Origin of the sequence: Streptomyces sp. NPDC096323, assembly GCF_040302845.1 — a bacterium.
GTDB lineage: Bacteria > Actinomycetota > Actinomycetes > Streptomycetales > Streptomycetaceae > Streptomyces.
In genome coordinates, this window is sequence record NZ_JBEOSI010000006.1 from 48,357 (window position 1) to 64,094 (window position 15,738).

General features: G+C 70.5%; 10 protein-coding genes. 4 read left to right on the plus strand and 6 right to left on the minus strand.

Going from position 1 to position 15,738, the window contains the following annotated elements:
* Positions 1–59: 59 nt before the first annotated feature.
* From ABTX18_RS17840 to ABTX18_RS17855, 4 genes are all read left to right on the plus strand, one after another.
* Positions 60–1,766, plus strand: a complete 1,707-nt coding sequence (locus tag ABTX18_RS17840; RefSeq protein WP_352123652.1) for an aldehyde dehydrogenase family protein — start codon at positions 60–62, stop codon at positions 1,764–1,766.
* A 70-nt stretch (positions 1,767–1,836) separates the two neighbouring features.
* Positions 1,837–3,402: a long-chain-fatty-acid--CoA ligase gene (locus ABTX18_RS17845; RefSeq protein WP_352123653.1), complete on the plus strand. Its 1,566-nt coding sequence runs from the start codon at positions 1,837–1,839 to the stop codon at positions 3,400–3,402.
* A gap of 436 nt (positions 3,403–3,838) precedes the next feature.
* Positions 3,839–7,573 (plus strand): S8 family serine peptidase, encoded by a 3,735-nt coding sequence (locus ABTX18_RS17850; protein WP_352123654.1) that lies wholly within the window; start codon positions 3,839–3,841, stop codon positions 7,571–7,573.
* Between the two features lie 137 nt (positions 7,574–7,710).
* Complete coding sequence (locus ABTX18_RS17855) at positions 7,711–8,703, plus strand: helix-turn-helix transcriptional regulator (protein WP_352123655.1); 993 nt, start codon at positions 7,711–7,713, stop codon at positions 8,701–8,703.
* A 28-nt stretch (positions 8,704–8,731) separates the two neighbouring features.
* Here the strand turns inward: ABTX18_RS17855 and ABTX18_RS17860 are convergent, their stop codons facing one another.
* The 6 genes from ABTX18_RS17860 to ABTX18_RS17885 all read right to left on the minus strand — a co-directional run bounded on the left by ABTX18_RS17860 (position 8,732) and on the right by ABTX18_RS17885 (position 15,728).
* Complete coding sequence (locus tag ABTX18_RS17860) at positions 8,732–9,385, minus strand: DUF2254 family protein (RefSeq protein ID WP_352123656.1); 654 nt, start codon at positions 9,383–9,385, stop codon at positions 8,732–8,734.
* On the minus strand, positions 9,297–10,193 hold the full coding sequence (locus ABTX18_RS17865; RefSeq protein WP_352123657.1) for a cation:proton antiporter domain-containing protein: 897 nt from the start codon (positions 10,191–10,193) through the stop codon (positions 9,297–9,299). Before ABTX18_RS17865 ends, ABTX18_RS17860 begins: the two co-directional genes overlap by 89 nt.
* A 73-nt stretch (positions 10,194–10,266) precedes the next feature.
* Positions 10,267–11,319, minus strand: coding sequence for a cytochrome d ubiquinol oxidase subunit II (locus ABTX18_RS17870; RefSeq protein ID WP_352123658.1), 1,053 nt, complete (start codon positions 11,317–11,319; stop codon positions 10,267–10,269).
* Positions 11,316–12,785: a cytochrome ubiquinol oxidase subunit I gene (locus tag ABTX18_RS17875; protein WP_352123659.1), complete on the minus strand. Its 1,470-nt coding sequence runs from the start codon at positions 12,783–12,785 to the stop codon at positions 11,316–11,318. The genes ABTX18_RS17870 and ABTX18_RS17875 overlap by 4 nt, the downstream gene beginning before the upstream one ends.
* Positions 12,786–12,819: 34 nt before the next feature.
* Positions 12,820–13,659 (minus strand): SDR family oxidoreductase, encoded by an 840-nt coding sequence (locus ABTX18_RS17880; RefSeq protein ID WP_352123660.1) that lies wholly within the window; start codon positions 13,657–13,659, stop codon positions 12,820–12,822.
* Between the two features lie 176 nt (positions 13,660–13,835).
* Positions 13,836–15,728 (minus strand): gluconokinase, GntK/IdnK-type, encoded by a 1,893-nt coding sequence (locus ABTX18_RS17885; protein WP_352123661.1) that lies wholly within the window; start codon positions 15,726–15,728, stop codon positions 13,836–13,838.
* Positions 15,729–15,738: the final 10 nt, after the last annotated feature.

The following is a 15,738-nucleotide window of genomic DNA, read 5'->3' on the forward strand; positions in this document are numbered from 1 at the left end:
TCGTCGCGCAATCCCCGGAGCAGGTCCCCCTTCCCACTCCGCCTCTCCTAGGAACGACGTTGAATACCAGCGCTCTCGACACCTCCTTCCTCGACCGCACCGTCGCCGACGTACGCGGCAACGCCGAGTCCTGGTCCACCACCCCGCTCACCGAACGCATCGCTCTTCTGGAGCGGCTGCAGCCGCGCGTCATCTCGCGGGCGGTCGAGATGGCCGGCGCGGGCGCCCGGGCCAAGGGGTACGAACCGGACTCCCGCTGGGCGGCCGAGGACTGGATCGGTGGCCCCTGGGCCGTGGCCCAGAACACCGGGGCGTATCTCCACGTCCTTCGAAGGATCGCCGCGGGCAAGGACCCTGTCGACGGCAAGGCGGTGCACGAGGAGGACGGCCACACCCGTGTGGACGTCTTTCCCGGCACCGGCTGGGACGCCCTGCTGCTCAACGGGTTCACAGCCCAGGTGTGGATGCGCCCCGGCGTCACCGCGGAGCAGGCACGGGCGTGCGCCGCGGGTGAGTACCGGGGCAGGCAGAGGGATCCGGCCGTGGCCCTCGTGCTGGGCGCCGGCAACGTCGCCGCCATCACCGCGCTGGACATCCTGCACAAGCTCTACGCCGAGGGTCAGGTCGTCATCGCCAAGATGAACCCGGTCAACGCCTACGTGCGCCCCCACTTCGAGTACGTCTTCGCCGAGTTCATCGAACGGGGCTGGCTGCGCTTCGTCGACGGCGGCGCGGCCGAGGGCGGCTATCTCGCCCACCACGAAGGCGTCGACACCATTCATGTCACCGGCAGCGAGCGTACCCACGACGCCATCGTCTGGGGCACCGACGAGGGCGCCGAGCAACGCCGGCGTGACGACCTCCCGTTGACAGCGAAGCCCCTCAGCAGCGAACTGGGCGGGGTCAGCCCCTGCATCGTGACACCGGGCCCGTGGAGCGACGCCGACTTCCGCTTCCAGGCCGAGCACATCGTCACCAGCAAGATGAACAACTCCGGCCACAACTGCATCGCCAGCCAGGTCCTGGTCCTGCCGCGTGACTGGGACGGTTCCGACCGGCTGCTCGACGAGATCCGGCGCGTGCTGCGCGCGCTTCCCGAGCGCGCCGACTACTACCCCGGCGCCGCCGATCGCCTCGCCTCCGTCCAAGCCGCACATGCGACGGCGGAGGCATACGGCGACGGCTGCCGGCTGCTCGTGCCCGACATCACGGACCACGACGACCTGCTCGTCATCGGCGAGGTCTTCGGCAGCGCGCTGGGCGTCGTACGCCTGCCGGGCGCGACTCCGGCCGATTTCCTCCGCCATGCCGTCGACTTCGCCAACGACACCCTGCCCGGCACCCTCGGTGCAACGCTGATCGTCCATCCGAGGACCGAGAAGAGCAACCCGGAGGCGGTGCGCCTCGCCATCGCCGGACTGCGCTACGGCACCCTCGGCGTCAACTGCTGGTCGGGTGTCGGATTCCTGCTCGGCTTCACCCCCTGGGGAGCGTTCCCCGGCCACACGCGCCAGGACATCGGCAGCGGCATCGGCTTCGTGCACAACGCCTTCATGCTCGAAGACATCGAGAAGACCGTGTTGCGCGCCCCCTTCGCCCCCGCTCCGCGCGGTCTTCTCACGGGCGACCCGTCGCTGTCCCCGCGCCCCCCGTATTTCGTCACCCACCGCACGGCGCTGACCACGGTGCAGCGCCTCACCCGCTTCACGGCGGCGCCGGGCCTGACCAAACTCCCCGCACTCTTCGCTGCCGCGTTGCGCGGCTGACCAACAGCGCCCGGCGCCCGCCGCAGCCGCCAACGCCCCACGCTCGCAGACCATCCCCTACGGAGACCTCATGCTCAATCTCGCCACGCTGCTGGAAAGCAGCGCCCGAACGGTGCCCGACCGCACGGCGGTCGTCCTGGGCGTACAGCGGCTGACCTACGCGGAGTTGGACGCGGCCGCCCGCCGCGTGGCCGGCCTGCTGCACGCGCGCGGTATCCGGCCGGGCGACAAGGTCGCCCTGTCCTGCCCCAACCTTCCGTGGTTCCCGATCGTCTACTACGGCATCCTCAAGGCGGGCGCGGTGGTCGTCCCGCTCAACGTTCTGCTCAAGGGCCGCGAGATCGCCTATCACCTGGCCGACTCAGGGGCAAAAGCCTACTTCTGCTTCGAAGGCAGCCCGGATCTTCCGATCGGCCTGGAGGGCTGGTCCGGCTTCGGAGTGACTCCCGGCTGCGAGAACTTCTTCCTCATGACCGCCACCCCTACCCCGCACTCGCCGATCACGGGCGCCGAGACCCTGACTGCGGCGCTGGCAGGCCGGAGCGCGGACTTCGAGACGGTGGCCACCGAGTCCGGTGACACGGCGGTCGTTCTCTACACCTCCGGCACCACGGGTACGCCCAAGGGCGCCGAGCTCAGCCACTCCAACGTGATGCTCAATGTGCTGACCTGCCACAAGCTGTTCGGCGAGGTCGAGCACGACGTACACCTGATAGCCCTGCCGCTCTTCCACTCCTTCGGCCAGGTCGTGCAGATGAACGCCGGGCTCGCCTCGGGGGCGACTCTGGTACTGCTACCGCGCTTCGACGCCGGGTCCGCCCTGGACCTGATGCAGCGTCACGCGGTCACCTTCTTCGCCGGTGTTCCCACGATGTACTGGGCCCTGCTCGACGCGGACGCACCCGACGTGGACCCGTCGCAGATCGCCGTGAACCTGCGGATGGCCGGGTCGGGCGGCGCCGCACTGCCGGTCGAGATCCACCGCCGGTTCAGCGAGCGCTTCGGGGTCACCATCATGGAGGGGTACGGCCTCTCGGAGACCAGTCCTGTGGTCACCTTCGCCCCGCGCGGCCAGAAGGTGCGCCCGGGTTCCATCGGGCTCCCGGTCTGGGGAGTGGAGGTGGACCTGGTCGACAAGGACTGGATCCCGGTGCGCGACGCCGACGCCACCGGAGAGATCGTCGTCCGCGGCCACAACGTCATGAAGGGGTACCTCAACCGGCCCGAGGCGACGGCCGAGGTGATGCGCGACGGCTGGTTCCGCACCGGTGACCTGGCTCGTCGCGACTCCGACGGATGGTTCTACATCGTGGACCGGGCCAAGGACATGATTCTCCGCGGTGGCTTCAACGTCTATCCCCGGGAGATCGAGGAAGTGCTGCTCACCCATCCGTTCGTGAGCACGGCGGCCGTCATCGGCGTTCCGCACGACCGCCACGGCGAGGAGGTCAAGGCATGCGTGGTCCTCGCCCAGGGAGCGACGCTCACCGAGGAAGAGCTGGTCGCCTGGTGCAGGGAGGAGATGGCCGGCTACAAGTACCCCCGCATCGTGGAGTTCCGCGCGGCCCTGCCCACCAACGCCACCGGCAAGGTCCTCAAGCGTGACCTCAGGGACGCGCACGGGGCGGGGCGGTGAGGACCTGCCCCTCAGTCGCGGCCGAGGCGGGCCGGTGAGCACGCCGTCGGGCAGCGTCCGGAGCGCCCGCGTCGCCTGACGTGCGGGGTGAGGTCGGGAGGACCGGCGCCGGGTTCGGGCGACGGAACCCCGGCCCCGGCCCGCTTCCTGCACCCGCAACCGCCCCGCGCCCGAGTCGGCGTGATTATATTTTTGACAGGTGCATGCTAGATCGACCCTCTTTCGGGTCGCTGGACGCAACGATCCCTGCGCCGGCAGAGCCGCCCCCGAGCGACGGGCAGCCTGCCGCATCGCGCTGCGCCCGGTCCGTGAACGCCGGCTCCATGGGCGCCTTGCCCGGCTTCCAGCCGTTTACCGCTGTCGAGTCCTTGCCATGGCAAGGACTTGCCGCCCTCAGGCCTTCACGGCGGGCGTCGCCTGCGGATAGACCCGTGCCATGTTCTCCCCCTTTCAGTCTTCCGCCTTCCGGCGCAGGCGCCGACAGCTGATCTCGGCTGCCGCCGCGGTGCCGCTTCTGGCGTCGGGGCTTGCCGTTCTGCAAGCGCCCGCACAAGCTGCTCCGAGCAAGCCCACCGCACCCGCCACGCCCTCGGCGACCCACAAGGTCACCCTGGTCACCGGCGACGTCGTCACCGTCACCACGATGGCCGACGGCAAACAGACCGCAGACGTCGACCGGCCGGACCACGCCGTCGGCGGCGTCAAGATCCAAGAGATCAAGGGCGACCTGTTCGTCACCCCGGACGAGGCGGAGCCGCTGCTGGCCAAGGACGAACTGGACCGGCGGCTGTTCAACGTCACCGACCTGATCGAGATGGGCTATGACGACGCGAAGTCGGCCGCGCTGCCGCTCATCGCGACGTACGAACGCTCGAAGTCCCGCTCCGCCGTCGAGCCGAAGGCCCCGCGGGGCAGCAAGCTGACCCGCAAGCTCGACGGCATCCACGGTGCCGCGCTCAGCGCCGACAAGCAGCAGGCCCGCACCTTCTGGGCCGGCGTCGCCCCGCAGGGCAGCGCGACGTTGAGCGCTGGTGTGGAGAAACTGTGGCTCGACGGCCGGGTGAGAGCCGCCCTGAAGGAGAGCGTGCCGCTGATCGGCGCGCCCGAGGCCTGGGCGGCCGGGTACAACGGCAAGGGCGTCAAGGTCACGGTGCTCGACACCGGCATCGACGTCAACCACCCCGACTTCGCGGGGCTGATCGACGGCACCGCCAGCTTCGTGCCGGGTGAGGCCGTCACCGACGTCAACGGGCACGGTACGCATGTGGCCGGCACGATCGTGGGTTCGGGCGCCGCGTCCGGCGGCGACAACAAGGGCGTCGCGCCCGGCGCCGATCTGTTCGTCGGCAAGGTGCTCGGCGGTGCGGAGGGCTCCGGCCAGGACTCCTGGGTCATGGCCGGCATGCAGTGGGCCGCCGAGACGGGTGCGGACGTCGTCAACATGAGCCTCGGCGACTCCTACCCGACGGACGGCAGCGACCCGATGTCGCAGATGGTCGACGCGCTGTCCGAGCAGTACGGCACGCTGTTCGTCATAGCCGCCGGCAACGCGGGCCCGGAGAGTATCTCCGCTCCCGGCGCGGCCGCCTCCGCGCTGACCGTGGCCGCCACGGACAAGCAGGACCGGCTCGCGTCCTTCTCCAGCACCGGCCCGCTGGCGTACTCCGGCGGCATGAAGCCGGACATCTCGGCGCCCGGGGTGGACATCACCTCGGCCCGCTCGCAGGAGATGACCGACGGGGGCGAGGGCCTCTACCGCACCATCAGCGGCACGTCGATGGCCACACCGCACGTGGTCGGCGCAGCGGCGATCCTGGCTCAGCGGCACCCGGACTGGACCGGCGCGCAGCTCAAGGAACAGCTGATGAGCACCGTGAAGGGCTTGGCGGACGGGTATACGCCGTACGAGGTCGGCACCGGCCGCGTCGACGTCGCCGCCGCCGTGAGCACCTCGGTCCGCAGCACCGGATCGCTCTTCTTCGGCAACTACACCTGGCCGCACGAGCCGGGCGACGTCGCCGTCACGAAGGACCTGACCCTCACCAACACGGGTTCCGCCGACGTCACGCTGAACCTGACGCTGACCGACGCCGACGGCCCGTTCGCCCTGGGCGCCACCTCGGTGACCGTACGGGCGGGCGGCACCGCCACCGTCCCGGTGACCGGTGACCCGAAGGCGGCCCCGGCGGGCCGGCATGCCGGCTACGTGATCGGGACCGACGCGGTCACGGGGAAGCCCGTGACCCGCACCTCCGTGGCGCTGCTCAAGGAGGAGGAGCGCTACGACCTGAACATCAAGCTGGTCGGCCGGGACGGCAAGCCCGCCGCCGGCATGGTCACGGTCAACCTGGCCGGCGACTTCTGGCCGTGGTCGGTCTACGTCGACGGCTCCACCACCATGCGCATGGCGCCCGGTCTCTACACCGTCGCGGCGTACCTCGACGTGGCCGGCGAGAAGGCGGACCGCTCGGGCCTGGCCGTGCTCGTCGCACCGGAGACGGTGCTCGGCAACGCCTCCGCGGACGTGGTGCTGGACGCGAGCAAGGCCCGCCTGCTGCGGACCGAGGCGCCGCAACGCACCGAGGACCGTCAGCGCAAGGTCGACTTCAACGTCCACTACAAGGGCCTCGACCCGTTCACGGACTTCCGCAGCGCGTACGTGCTGCCGCCGTCGTACGACGACGTCTATGTCGCGCCGACGAAGCCGATGAAGCAGGGCGAGTTCCTCCTGACCACCCGCTGGCGCAAGGGCGAGCCGGTACTCGGCCTGAGCGCCATGGGCGGTCGGCTCCGCTTCGACGCGCTGGCGCAGGCCGGCAGCGCCCTGGGCACCGCCACGGACCGGCTGGACGCCGTCTGGGCAGGAAACGGCGAGGCGGCCGCGTACGAGAAGATCAAGGCCAAGGGCAAGGTCGTCGTCGTCACACGCAGCGACGAGGTCGCGCCGCAGGAGCGCGCCGAGGCGGCGGCCGCGGCCGGTGCGAAGGCACTGATCGTGGTCAACGACGGCGTCGGCGCCCTGATGGAGTACGTCGGCGAGTCGGCCATCCCGGTCGCCACCGTGCACCGCGACGCGGGCAAGTCACTCGTCTCGATGGCCAAGGGCGGCGCCCTGAAGCTGACCGTGCAGCAGACCGAGTACACGCCGTTCGTCTACGACCTGACCCGGGAGTACCCCGGCCAGGTGCCGGACCGGCCCCTGGTCTACCAGCCGGCCCAGCGCGACCTGGCCCGGATCGATGCCCGCTACTACGCGGCCGCGAAGGGCGGGCTCGCGGAGGGCTACCGCTCCGACTTCAGCCTCAGCCCGTCGTTCAACTTCCCCGAGGCGGAGTGGCACCCGGGCACCCGCACCGAATGGGTGACACCGGGCCAGGTGTGGCGGGAGTTCCATGCGCAGGGCGTCGACGGAACCCTGCCCTGGGTGATGGTGTCGGGCGACAACACGTACGCCAAGGGCACCACCACCCGACTGAACTGGTTCGCTCCGGCGACCCGGCCGGGCCAGGGCGAGTCCTTCGGTGTGTACAACTCCCGCTGGCAGAACTACATGACATGGAACGTGCAGGCATGGGCCTCCGCGAGCGACACCATGCGGCTCGGGGGCTACCTGCCCTGGGGTGAGACTCCGTCCCACCTGAAGGTCTTCCAGGGCGACACCCTGATCCACGACAACCCGGTCAGCGGAGACATGCAGTGGCAGGAGGTGCCCGCGGGCAACCTGCCGTACCGCGCCGTCCTCGACGCCGAACGGCCCGGCGACGTCTTCCGGCTGTCGACGCGCACCCACACGGAGTGGACGTTCATGTCCGGCACCGTCGACTCGGAACTCTTCGAGCGGTTCTCGGTGCTGAATCTGGACTACAAACTGGAGTCGGACCTGCACGGCGACGTGAGAGCCGGTGCGACCCAGAAGATCGGGATCAAGCCGGTGTCGATGGACTCCGGAACCGTGCCGGGCAAGGTCGGCACGGTGAAGCTCGACGTCTCGTACGACGACGGCGCCACCTGGCAGAAGGTGACCCTGGCCAAGGGAGCCGACGGGTACTGGACCGGGTCGTTCAAGACGGCGAAGAAGCCCGGCGGCTTCGTCTCGGTCCGTGCGAGCGCCGGAACGGACCGCGGCTACAGCGTCAGCAACGAGATCATCCGGGCGTACGGCCTGCGATGAACCGCGCCACCGGGCCCCGGGGAGGCGACTCCCCGGGGCCCTTGCCCTCGCACCTGCTCCCACCAGGGACTATTCAGGGTCTGCCGCCATGGCGCATACTCTCCCCGCTGCGGCAAGCGGAAGAGAGTCGATCGACGATGCTGGATGTCCTGGGCCTCGAACCCGATGACGAGCGGGTCTACCGGGCGCTGCTCGGACAGCCGGACTGCCCCGCGGCGCTGCTGGCGGATCTGCTCGATGCCCCGCAGACCCCCGTCGACAGGGCCCTGGGCCGTCTGGTCGAGTGGGGGCTGGCGATCAGGTCGGCGGACGACCGGTTCACCGCCGCGCCGCCTGCCATGGCTCTGGGCGCTCTCATCGGCCAGCGCCGGGACGGTCTGCGCAGGGCCGAGCAGGCGCTGGTGACCTTCGCCGAGGAGCACCGGGCAGCGATGACCGGGAGCAGCATCAGCGACCTGATCGAGGTCGTCACGGGCGTCGACGCGATCCGCCATCGCTTCCTCCAGGTACAGCAGGCGGCCCGCACACAGGTCCGCTCCTTCATCACCGCGCCGTTCGTCGCCGTGCGGCCCGACGAGAATTCGGCCGAGCCCATGGCCATCGGTCGCGGCGTACATTTCAGGGCCGTACTGGACCGGGCGGTGCTGGCGGAGCCGGGCATCATCGCCGATGCGGCGGAGTCCCTGCGCAACGGCGTGCAACTGCGGGTCGCCGACCAGTTGCCGATGAAACTCGTGCTGGCCGACGCCGAACTCGGGCTCGTCCCGCTGGCGGTCACACCGGCCGGGGAGCCGGGCGCCGTACTGCTGCACCGCAGCGGCCTCCTGGACGCGCTCGACGCGCTGTTCGAGACGGTATGGCGCACCGCCCATCCGCTCGAACTGCCGGGCGCGGGCGGAGAGTCCGAACCCGCCGTCGAGCTCGCGGCGGAAGGCCCGACCGACCTCGACCGGAAGATCCTCGCCCTGCTGCTGGCCGGCCTGACCGACCCCACGGCGGCGGCGCAGCTCGGCCTGTCACCGCGCACCCTGCACCGGCGCCTGCGCCACCTCATGGACCTGGCCGGGGTCCGGACGCGGATGCAGCTCGGCGGCCATGCCGTCCGGCATGGATGGGTCGCTCCGGGCTGAGCGGGCTGCGGGGTGGCTGGAGACACGGTCACCCCCGCGAGCGGCCGCCCACGCCCTGGCTGTCGGGCGTCTGCGCGACAACACGGCGGGCCGCATCGGGGAACGCACGCTCCACCGCTGCACTCAGGAGATCCATCTCTGCCCGGACCGCCGGATGGTGAGCCGGCGGCAGGCTGTCGAGCAGCGCTTCGAGCAAGGCCCGCAGGCGTCGGCAGACCTGTACGGACGTCGCCCCGTAGTCGCGGATCTCCCAGACGGCGAGCTGGAGGTAGTCCTCCCACGCCCTCCCCCGCAGGCTGAGGCGCTGCCTGCCGTCGTCACCGGCCGGCGTGTACTGGCCGGGGAGCGGCGCCCGGCCTACCACGGTGAGGAACGACTCGATGTGGTTGATGACCTGTACGGCGGTGGTGGGATCGTTGACAGCGGGCGAGAGCGCGCGGATGGCGATGTCGACGAGCACCCGCAGGGCGAAGGCGGGGTCCTGTTCGATCGTCCGCTCGGGACCGAGCGCGATGAGATCGGTGACGCGCCGGTCCTCAGGCGTCGACGTACCGCCGTGGACTTCGACGAGGACGGCGCCGCGGTGCACGTAGTCACCGATCACGTGAGGCACCGAGATGACGCAGTCGTGCCGCGCGGCGACAGCCGAGAGGCCCGCCGTGTGGAGGGCGGGAAGGAGCACAGGGACGAGTGACGCCGGCGTGATCGTGGAGGAACAGGAGCCCGATGATCAGCTGGGCCAGGGTCTCGAAGAAGGGACGCCGCGCGGGCATGTCGAAACCCTTGATGTTCGTGACGGCGAGGCCCGTGACGATGGCGGCGATGAGTCCCGTGTCGTCCCTGACGATGTCGGAGCCCGCGGACACGGCGATCACCGTGGTCAGTTGCGCGAGCGTACCGAGCGTCTCGCCGAGCCGCAGCGTGCGGAGCGTCAGCCAGAGCAACGCCGTGCCCACCGCGCCGCCGGCCAGGCCCACGGCGATGCTGAGGGCGAACTGGCCGATCTGATATCCCCGGCCGATGTCTACCTGGTGCGTGGTGGCGATGGCGTGGAAGACCAGTGCGCCCAGGATGCCGCCGATCGGGTCGGTCAGGGTCCCTTCCCAGATGAGAATGCGGCGCACCCTGTCCGTGGGCCGTACGAAGTCGAGAAGGGGACCCACGACCGTGGGCTCGGAAACGACCAGGATCACGCCGAGCATCGACGCCACCCTGAGGGGCACGTCGAGCATCGCCGGTGCGATGGCGGCGGTGATCAGGAAGGTGAGGAGCACGCCGAGCAGCAACAGCCGTCCGACGATCCACCGCGTGCGGCCGGTGAGCTTGCGCAGATTGAGCCCGAGGCCGGCGTCGTACAGGATCACTGCCACGGACATCGACACGAGGACGTCGAAGTTCTGCCCCATCAGCTTGTCGGGGTGGATGACGTCGGTCAGCGCGCCCGCCGCGAAACCGGCGGGCAGCAGAATGATGAGCGCGGGAACGCGCACTTGCTCGCCAGGATCTGTGACCCGGTGGCGAGCAGCAGGGCCAGCGTGATTCCGAGGTAGATCTCGTCGTCCGTCACGGCGCCTCCCCGCCGTCCGGGGCGCCGCCGCCCCGTCGCAGGTCGGCCTCCGTGAGTTCTTCGAGGTCGCCCCGGGTGTCGAGCCAGTACAGGAAGACGACGGCCGGAACCACGATCAGCAACGCGACGAGAGTGACGAACGCCAGCCAGGTCAGGGTGGCCGGTGCGCCGGCTCCTTCGGCGACGGTCATCGACGTCGGGAGGAGGTACGGACGCTGAGCCAGGCCCCAGGCGATCACCGCGCAGGCGACGGCGGCGACGGCGGATGCGCGGACCCAGCCGCCAGGCCTGCGCGTGAGCAGCCAGGCCGTGACGAAGGATGCCGCTCCCGCGACGACGGCGAGGACGAGCCCCGCGCCATGGGTGAGTCCGTGCCACACATGCGGGGCGTCGTCGCTGGTGATCCACAGGGTGATCACCACCAGCACCACGAGCGCGGCGAGGCTCAGCAGTCCGCGCCGCCGGAAGTAGACGATCAGATCGGGTGCGTCGAAGCGGCGGGCGTCCGCGGCCAGGAAGACCGCGCCCAGGAAGGCCGTCGCGGCGACGGCCAGCAGACCGAACATGACCGAGGTGGGGTTGGACCAGGCGTCCGCCGAGGCCTCCGTGCCGGGCTTCACCCGGCCCGAGGCGATACCCCCCGCGGCGGCGCCGAGGAAGAACGGCGTCACGAGCGAGGCGAGGGCGAAGACGGCACCGTAGAGCCGTCGGCCGACGCGCCGGGTCACGACCTTCCGGAAGGCGAAGCCCGCGCCGCGCAGGACCAGGCCCACGGCGGCCAGCGCCAGTGGCAGCCACATGGCGGAGAACACCGTCTGGAAGAGCGTGGGGAAGCCGGTCCACATGATGACGAAGACGAAGATCAGCCAGACGTTGTTGACCTCCCAGACGGGTGCCATCGCGTGATCGATGAGCCATCTCGGACGCCTGCCGCGTTCGGCGCCTCCCGCGAGCAGGTCCCAGAAGCCGGCCCCGTAATCCGTACCGCCGGCGCAGGCGTACGCGGCGACGGCGAGCAGCAGGACCACTGCCATCAGGTCGGCCGTCACCGCCGGTCGCCTTCGGACGGGGCGGCCCCACCGCCGTCACGTGCGGGAACGGTCGCACGAGGGCCGTACGGGCTGCCCGCCTCCGGGGGGTCCACCGGGCGCCCGGCCGCCTGCTCCGCGTCGGCGAGCCGCCAGCGGGTGCGCAGCTTGAGGAGCACCGCCAGGAGGGAACCGAAGACGAGCACGTACACGACGACCACCAGGCCGAGCATGATCCACAGGGTGGACGAACGCGTCGCCGTCACTGCCTCGGAGACGCGCATGTTCTGGTAGACGATCCACGGCTGACGGCCCACCTCGGTCGCGATCCAGCCGCATTCGACGGCCACCACCGACGCCGGACCCGCGCAGGCCGCGCCGAGGTAGAACCACCTGGACCGGGGAAGCCTGCGGTGCCGCCACCACACCAGGCCGTACCAGAGCGCGAGGAGCACCAGCGCGGAGCCGATGAGCACCATGATGTCGAAGGCCCAGTGGGCGATCGTCGCCTGAACGGCCGTCGGCCGTTGGTCCGGCGGTACGGAAGTCAGCCCCACGACCTCGGTGTCCGGGCTGAAGCCGGCGAGAACGGAGTCGAGCAGAGGAACCTTGATGCCGCCCGAGACCGAGCCGTCGGAATGGAGGCGGCCGAAGAGGTACTCCGGTACGCGGGTGTCGGTCTTCCAGACGATCTCCATGGCCGCGAACTTGACCGGCTGCTTGTGGAACACCGACCGGGCGATGGAGTCGCCCAGGACGAACTGCACCGGGGTCGCCACAGCCGCGAGGGTGAAGGGCACGATGAAGCCCAGCCGGTGGTAGCGGTCGCGGCGCCCTCTCAGCCACCCGACCGCGTAGACGCCGGCCACCAGGTAGCCCGCGGTCAGCAGCATGGCCACGACGAAGTGCCAGTACTGCGGACCGAACATCGGCGTGAAGATCGCCTTCCAGATGTTCACGTCCGTCGGACGGCCGGCGGCGTCCAGGGAGAAGCCCTGGGGCGTGTTCATCCACGAATTGGCGGCCAGAATGCCGAAGGCTCCCAGCAGCGCCGCGGCCGGGAGCGGCAGCCCGAGCAGGAAGTGCGTCCGGGGCTTCAGCCGCCGCCATCCGTAGAGGTAAATGGCGATGAGGACCGCTTCGAGGAAGAACGCCCATGCCTCGACCCCGAAGCCGATGCCGAAGACATCGCCCCACCTGCCCATCAACCCCGGCCACAGCAGACCGAATTCGAAGGAGAGCACGGTGCCGGTGACGACGCCGACGGCGAACTGGACCGCCATGACGGCCGACCAGCGCCGCGCCAGCAGGAGGGCGGTCGCGTCCTTGTGGCGCAGCCCGCGGTAATGCATGACCAGGGTGATCAGCGGCAGGGCCACACCCAACGGGACCAGGATGATGTGGGAGGCCAGGGTGAAGGCCATGAGCTCTCTGGCCGGCAGGAGCTGGTCCGGAGCGCTCGCCAGCAGGTGGACCGAGGTGTGCATAGCCGCCTTCGCTGTTCGGGTCCCGCGAAAGGGGTCAGCCGCCGGTTGCGAAGCCGGGGAAGAGCGTCATTCCGCCATCGACGTAGAGGGTCGTCCCCACGACGTAGTCCATGAGGTCGGAGGCGAGCAGGACAACAGCGTGGGCGATGTCCTCGGGTTCACCGATCCGGTCGTAGGGGATCAGACGAAGGAGGTCCTCGCGGGCCTCCGGCGTCTCCCAGGCGCTGCGGTTGATGGGGGTCTTGATCGCCCCGGGGGCGACGGCGTTCACCCGGATCTTCTCCGGTGCGAGCTCCTGCGCCAGGGTCTGCATCATCATCTGCACGCCTCCCTTCGACGAGGCGTAGTTCACGTGCCCCGCCCAGGGGATGAGCTGGTGCACGGAGCTCATGCAGATGATCTTCCCGGCCGCCCGGGACACCTCCGGGACCACTCCGCGCCGGCGGAACTCCTTGACCGCCTCCCGCGCGCACAGGAACTGACCTGTGAGGTTGACGTCGAGGACCTTCTGCCACTGGGCGAGACTCATGTCGGTGAACGCGGCATCACGCTGCATACCGGCATTGGCGACCAGGATGTCGAGCGTCCCGAAGTCCTGGACCGTCCGCTCCACCATCGCGGCCACCTGGGTCTCCTGCGACACGTCGGCCTCGTACGCCACCGCGCGCGCCCCGGAGGACGTGATCTCCTCGACCACTTGCTCGGCCGCCTCGCGACCCGCCACGTAGTTGACCACCACGTCGGCTCCGGCCCGGCCCAGTCCGATGGCGGTCGCCTTGCCGATGCCCGAGTTGGCACCGGTCACGAGTGCGGTCTGGCCCTTCAGCAAGCTGGCCGGCAGAGCACCCCGCACTGCCCCGGCGTGAGAATCCATGAGGCCCTGTCTCCTTGCTGTGGCGCTCCGGCCCGCCCGGCTGCTGCCCGGCAGGCGGGGTACAGGCAATCACCCATGTGCGCGGCCATCCCCCCGGCGGGCCGCCGTTCGGCCGTTGGGCAGAGCAGCTTCCCCCGGTTGGCCGCAACCCGGCGCCGGCCGATCAGCTCATGCGCTCACGAGGACTGCCATGCCGTCAGGCCCCATCGGAGCACATGGGTCTCGCCCGGGTTCAGTACGTCGGGACCGGGTCCGCTGCGAAAGGCGTCGGGTGGGCAGGACATGGGCTCCACCGCGACGCCCTGCCGGCGTTCGGCCGCCGGCAGGGTGTCGCCTGTGTAGATCTGCACGTACCGGGCGCCTTCGCCGAGCCGGACGTCCACTCCGTGGGCCCCTGAGGGGTGCGCCAGGCGTACGGCGGCCGAGCCGCCGTCGTCGCGGTCGAGGCTGAAGGCGGTGTCCAGCCGTGCGGGGCCGATGGGGCGAGCCGTACGGAAGTCGAAGGCCGAACCCTCGACGGGCTCCCGACCGACCGGCAGCCCCCTGTCGTCGGTGAGAACGCGGTCCCGTGCGGGCACGGTGAGCACCAGGGGGTCGACCGTACCGGTTCCGAGCGTGAGGTAGGGGTGCTGCCCCACGCCGTAGGGTGCGGGCCCGTTCCCCACGTTGGTCGCGAAGATCGCGACGTCGAGGCCGTCGGGGCCCAGTCGGTATTCGGCGGTCACGTCCACCGAGAACGGATAGCCGGGTTGCGGACGGATGACGGTGCCCAACCGAAGTGCTTCCTCGCTTCGGGCGAGCAATCGCCACGGGACCCAGCGGACGAGACCGTGGATCGCGTTGCCGTTCTCCGGTTCGGTGAGCGGGAGTTGCAGGTCTGATCCTGCGAACTGGTAGCGGCCGTCGCCGATGCGGTTGGGCCAGGGGACGAGCACTTGCCCTCTTCCGCCGGTGACGGGGGCGTCGGCGGCGAAGCCGTCCAGCAGGGCCCTGCCGTCCGCCTCGTAGTGGCGCAGGGCGGCGCCCAGTTGGACGACGACGGCCGTCTGCCGCTGCCACCGCAGGGTCCACTGTTCACCTGTCGGGCTCACTGGAGCCACCACTCCCCCGGCGCTCCCGCGTACGGGGGCGGGCTGCAACAACGAAGCCAGCTCGGCGACGATCGCCTCCGGCGGCTGGTCGATCTCCACCACCAGCGGGTGCTCGTCCGGTTCCGGCTCCTCGAAGGCGGCGATCTGGCTCTCCAGCAGGGCGGCCGGGAAGAAGTGGCCGCGTCTGGCGGCCAGCCGGGACCGGATCAGTTCGGGTGCGCCATGCAGATACACCAGGCGCACCTGCGGCCTCCCGCGCCGCAGGCGGTCACGGTAGGCGCGTTTGAGGGCGGAACAGGTGACGACCGCCGGCCGGTGCGCGGCGATCTCGTGGTCCATCCACGCGGAGACGGCGCTCAGCCAGGGGTCGCGTTCGCTGTCCGTGAGTGCCTGGCCGGCTGCCATCGCGGCCCGGGCGGTCGCGGAGTGGAACTCGTCCGCGTCCCGGTAGGACCAGCCGAGCCGCTCGGCGAGAAGCCGGCCCACCGTCGTCTTGCCCGAGCCGGACATGCCGACGATCAGCGCCAGCGGAGGCGGCGGTGCACCGGTCCCGGCCTGCGCGGCGCCTGCCTGCGAGCCGGACGTCAGATCCTCCCGGAGCCGGAGGCCCCGCGCAAAGCCGTCGCGACGAGTGCCCGGGACAGTGTCTGCGGCAGTGCTCCGCCGCTCGTGGCGCGGAGTGCGGTTCGCTCTCTCGTCATACGGGCTCCTCCGCATCACGTGGCCGGTGCGACGGAGGTCGCCCGCCGGGTGGCCGGTACCTCCAATCTCGGCCCCCCGGCTCGATGGCGCATCTCGGGCGGGGCGGGCCGGGAACGCGGCCTCGAGTCGTCCGCGCGGTTGTCGAGGACGACGCCGACCGGCCGCATGAGCGTGAAGCAGGAGCAGACCGCGTGCGCGGACACCGCCGTGAGGCATGGAGCCTTCCGCGGTCGGCTTGCGGGGGGCGGATGGGGCACGAACGATGGAGCCGGGCATGAACGCCCGT

What these genes read in the sequence shown, in the direction of transcription:
- ABTX18_RS17845 (WP_352123653.1), top strand. Translation starts at nt 1,837, where the DNA reads ATGCTCAATCTCGCCACGCTGCTGGAAAGCAGCGCCCGAACGGTGCCC.
- ABTX18_RS17850 (WP_352123654.1), top strand. Translation starts at nt 3,839, where the DNA reads ATGTTCTCCCCCTTTCAGTCTTCCGCCTTCCGGCGCAGGCGCCGACAG.
- ABTX18_RS17855 (WP_352123655.1), top strand. Translation starts at nt 7,711, where the DNA reads ATGCTGGATGTCCTGGGCCTCGAACCCGATGACGAGCGGGTCTACCGG.
- ABTX18_RS17875 (WP_352123659.1), bottom strand. Translation starts at nt 12,785, where the DNA reads ATGCACACCTCGGTCCACCTGCTGGCGAGCGCTCCGGACCAGCTCCTG.
- ABTX18_RS17880 (WP_352123660.1), bottom strand. Translation starts at nt 13,659, where the DNA reads ATGGATTCTCACGCCGGGGCAGTGCGGGGTGCTCTGCCGGCCAGCTTG.
- ABTX18_RS17885 (WP_352123661.1), bottom strand. Translation starts at nt 15,728, where the DNA reads ATGCCCGGCTCCATCGTTCGTGCCCCATCCGCCCCCCGCAAGCCGACC.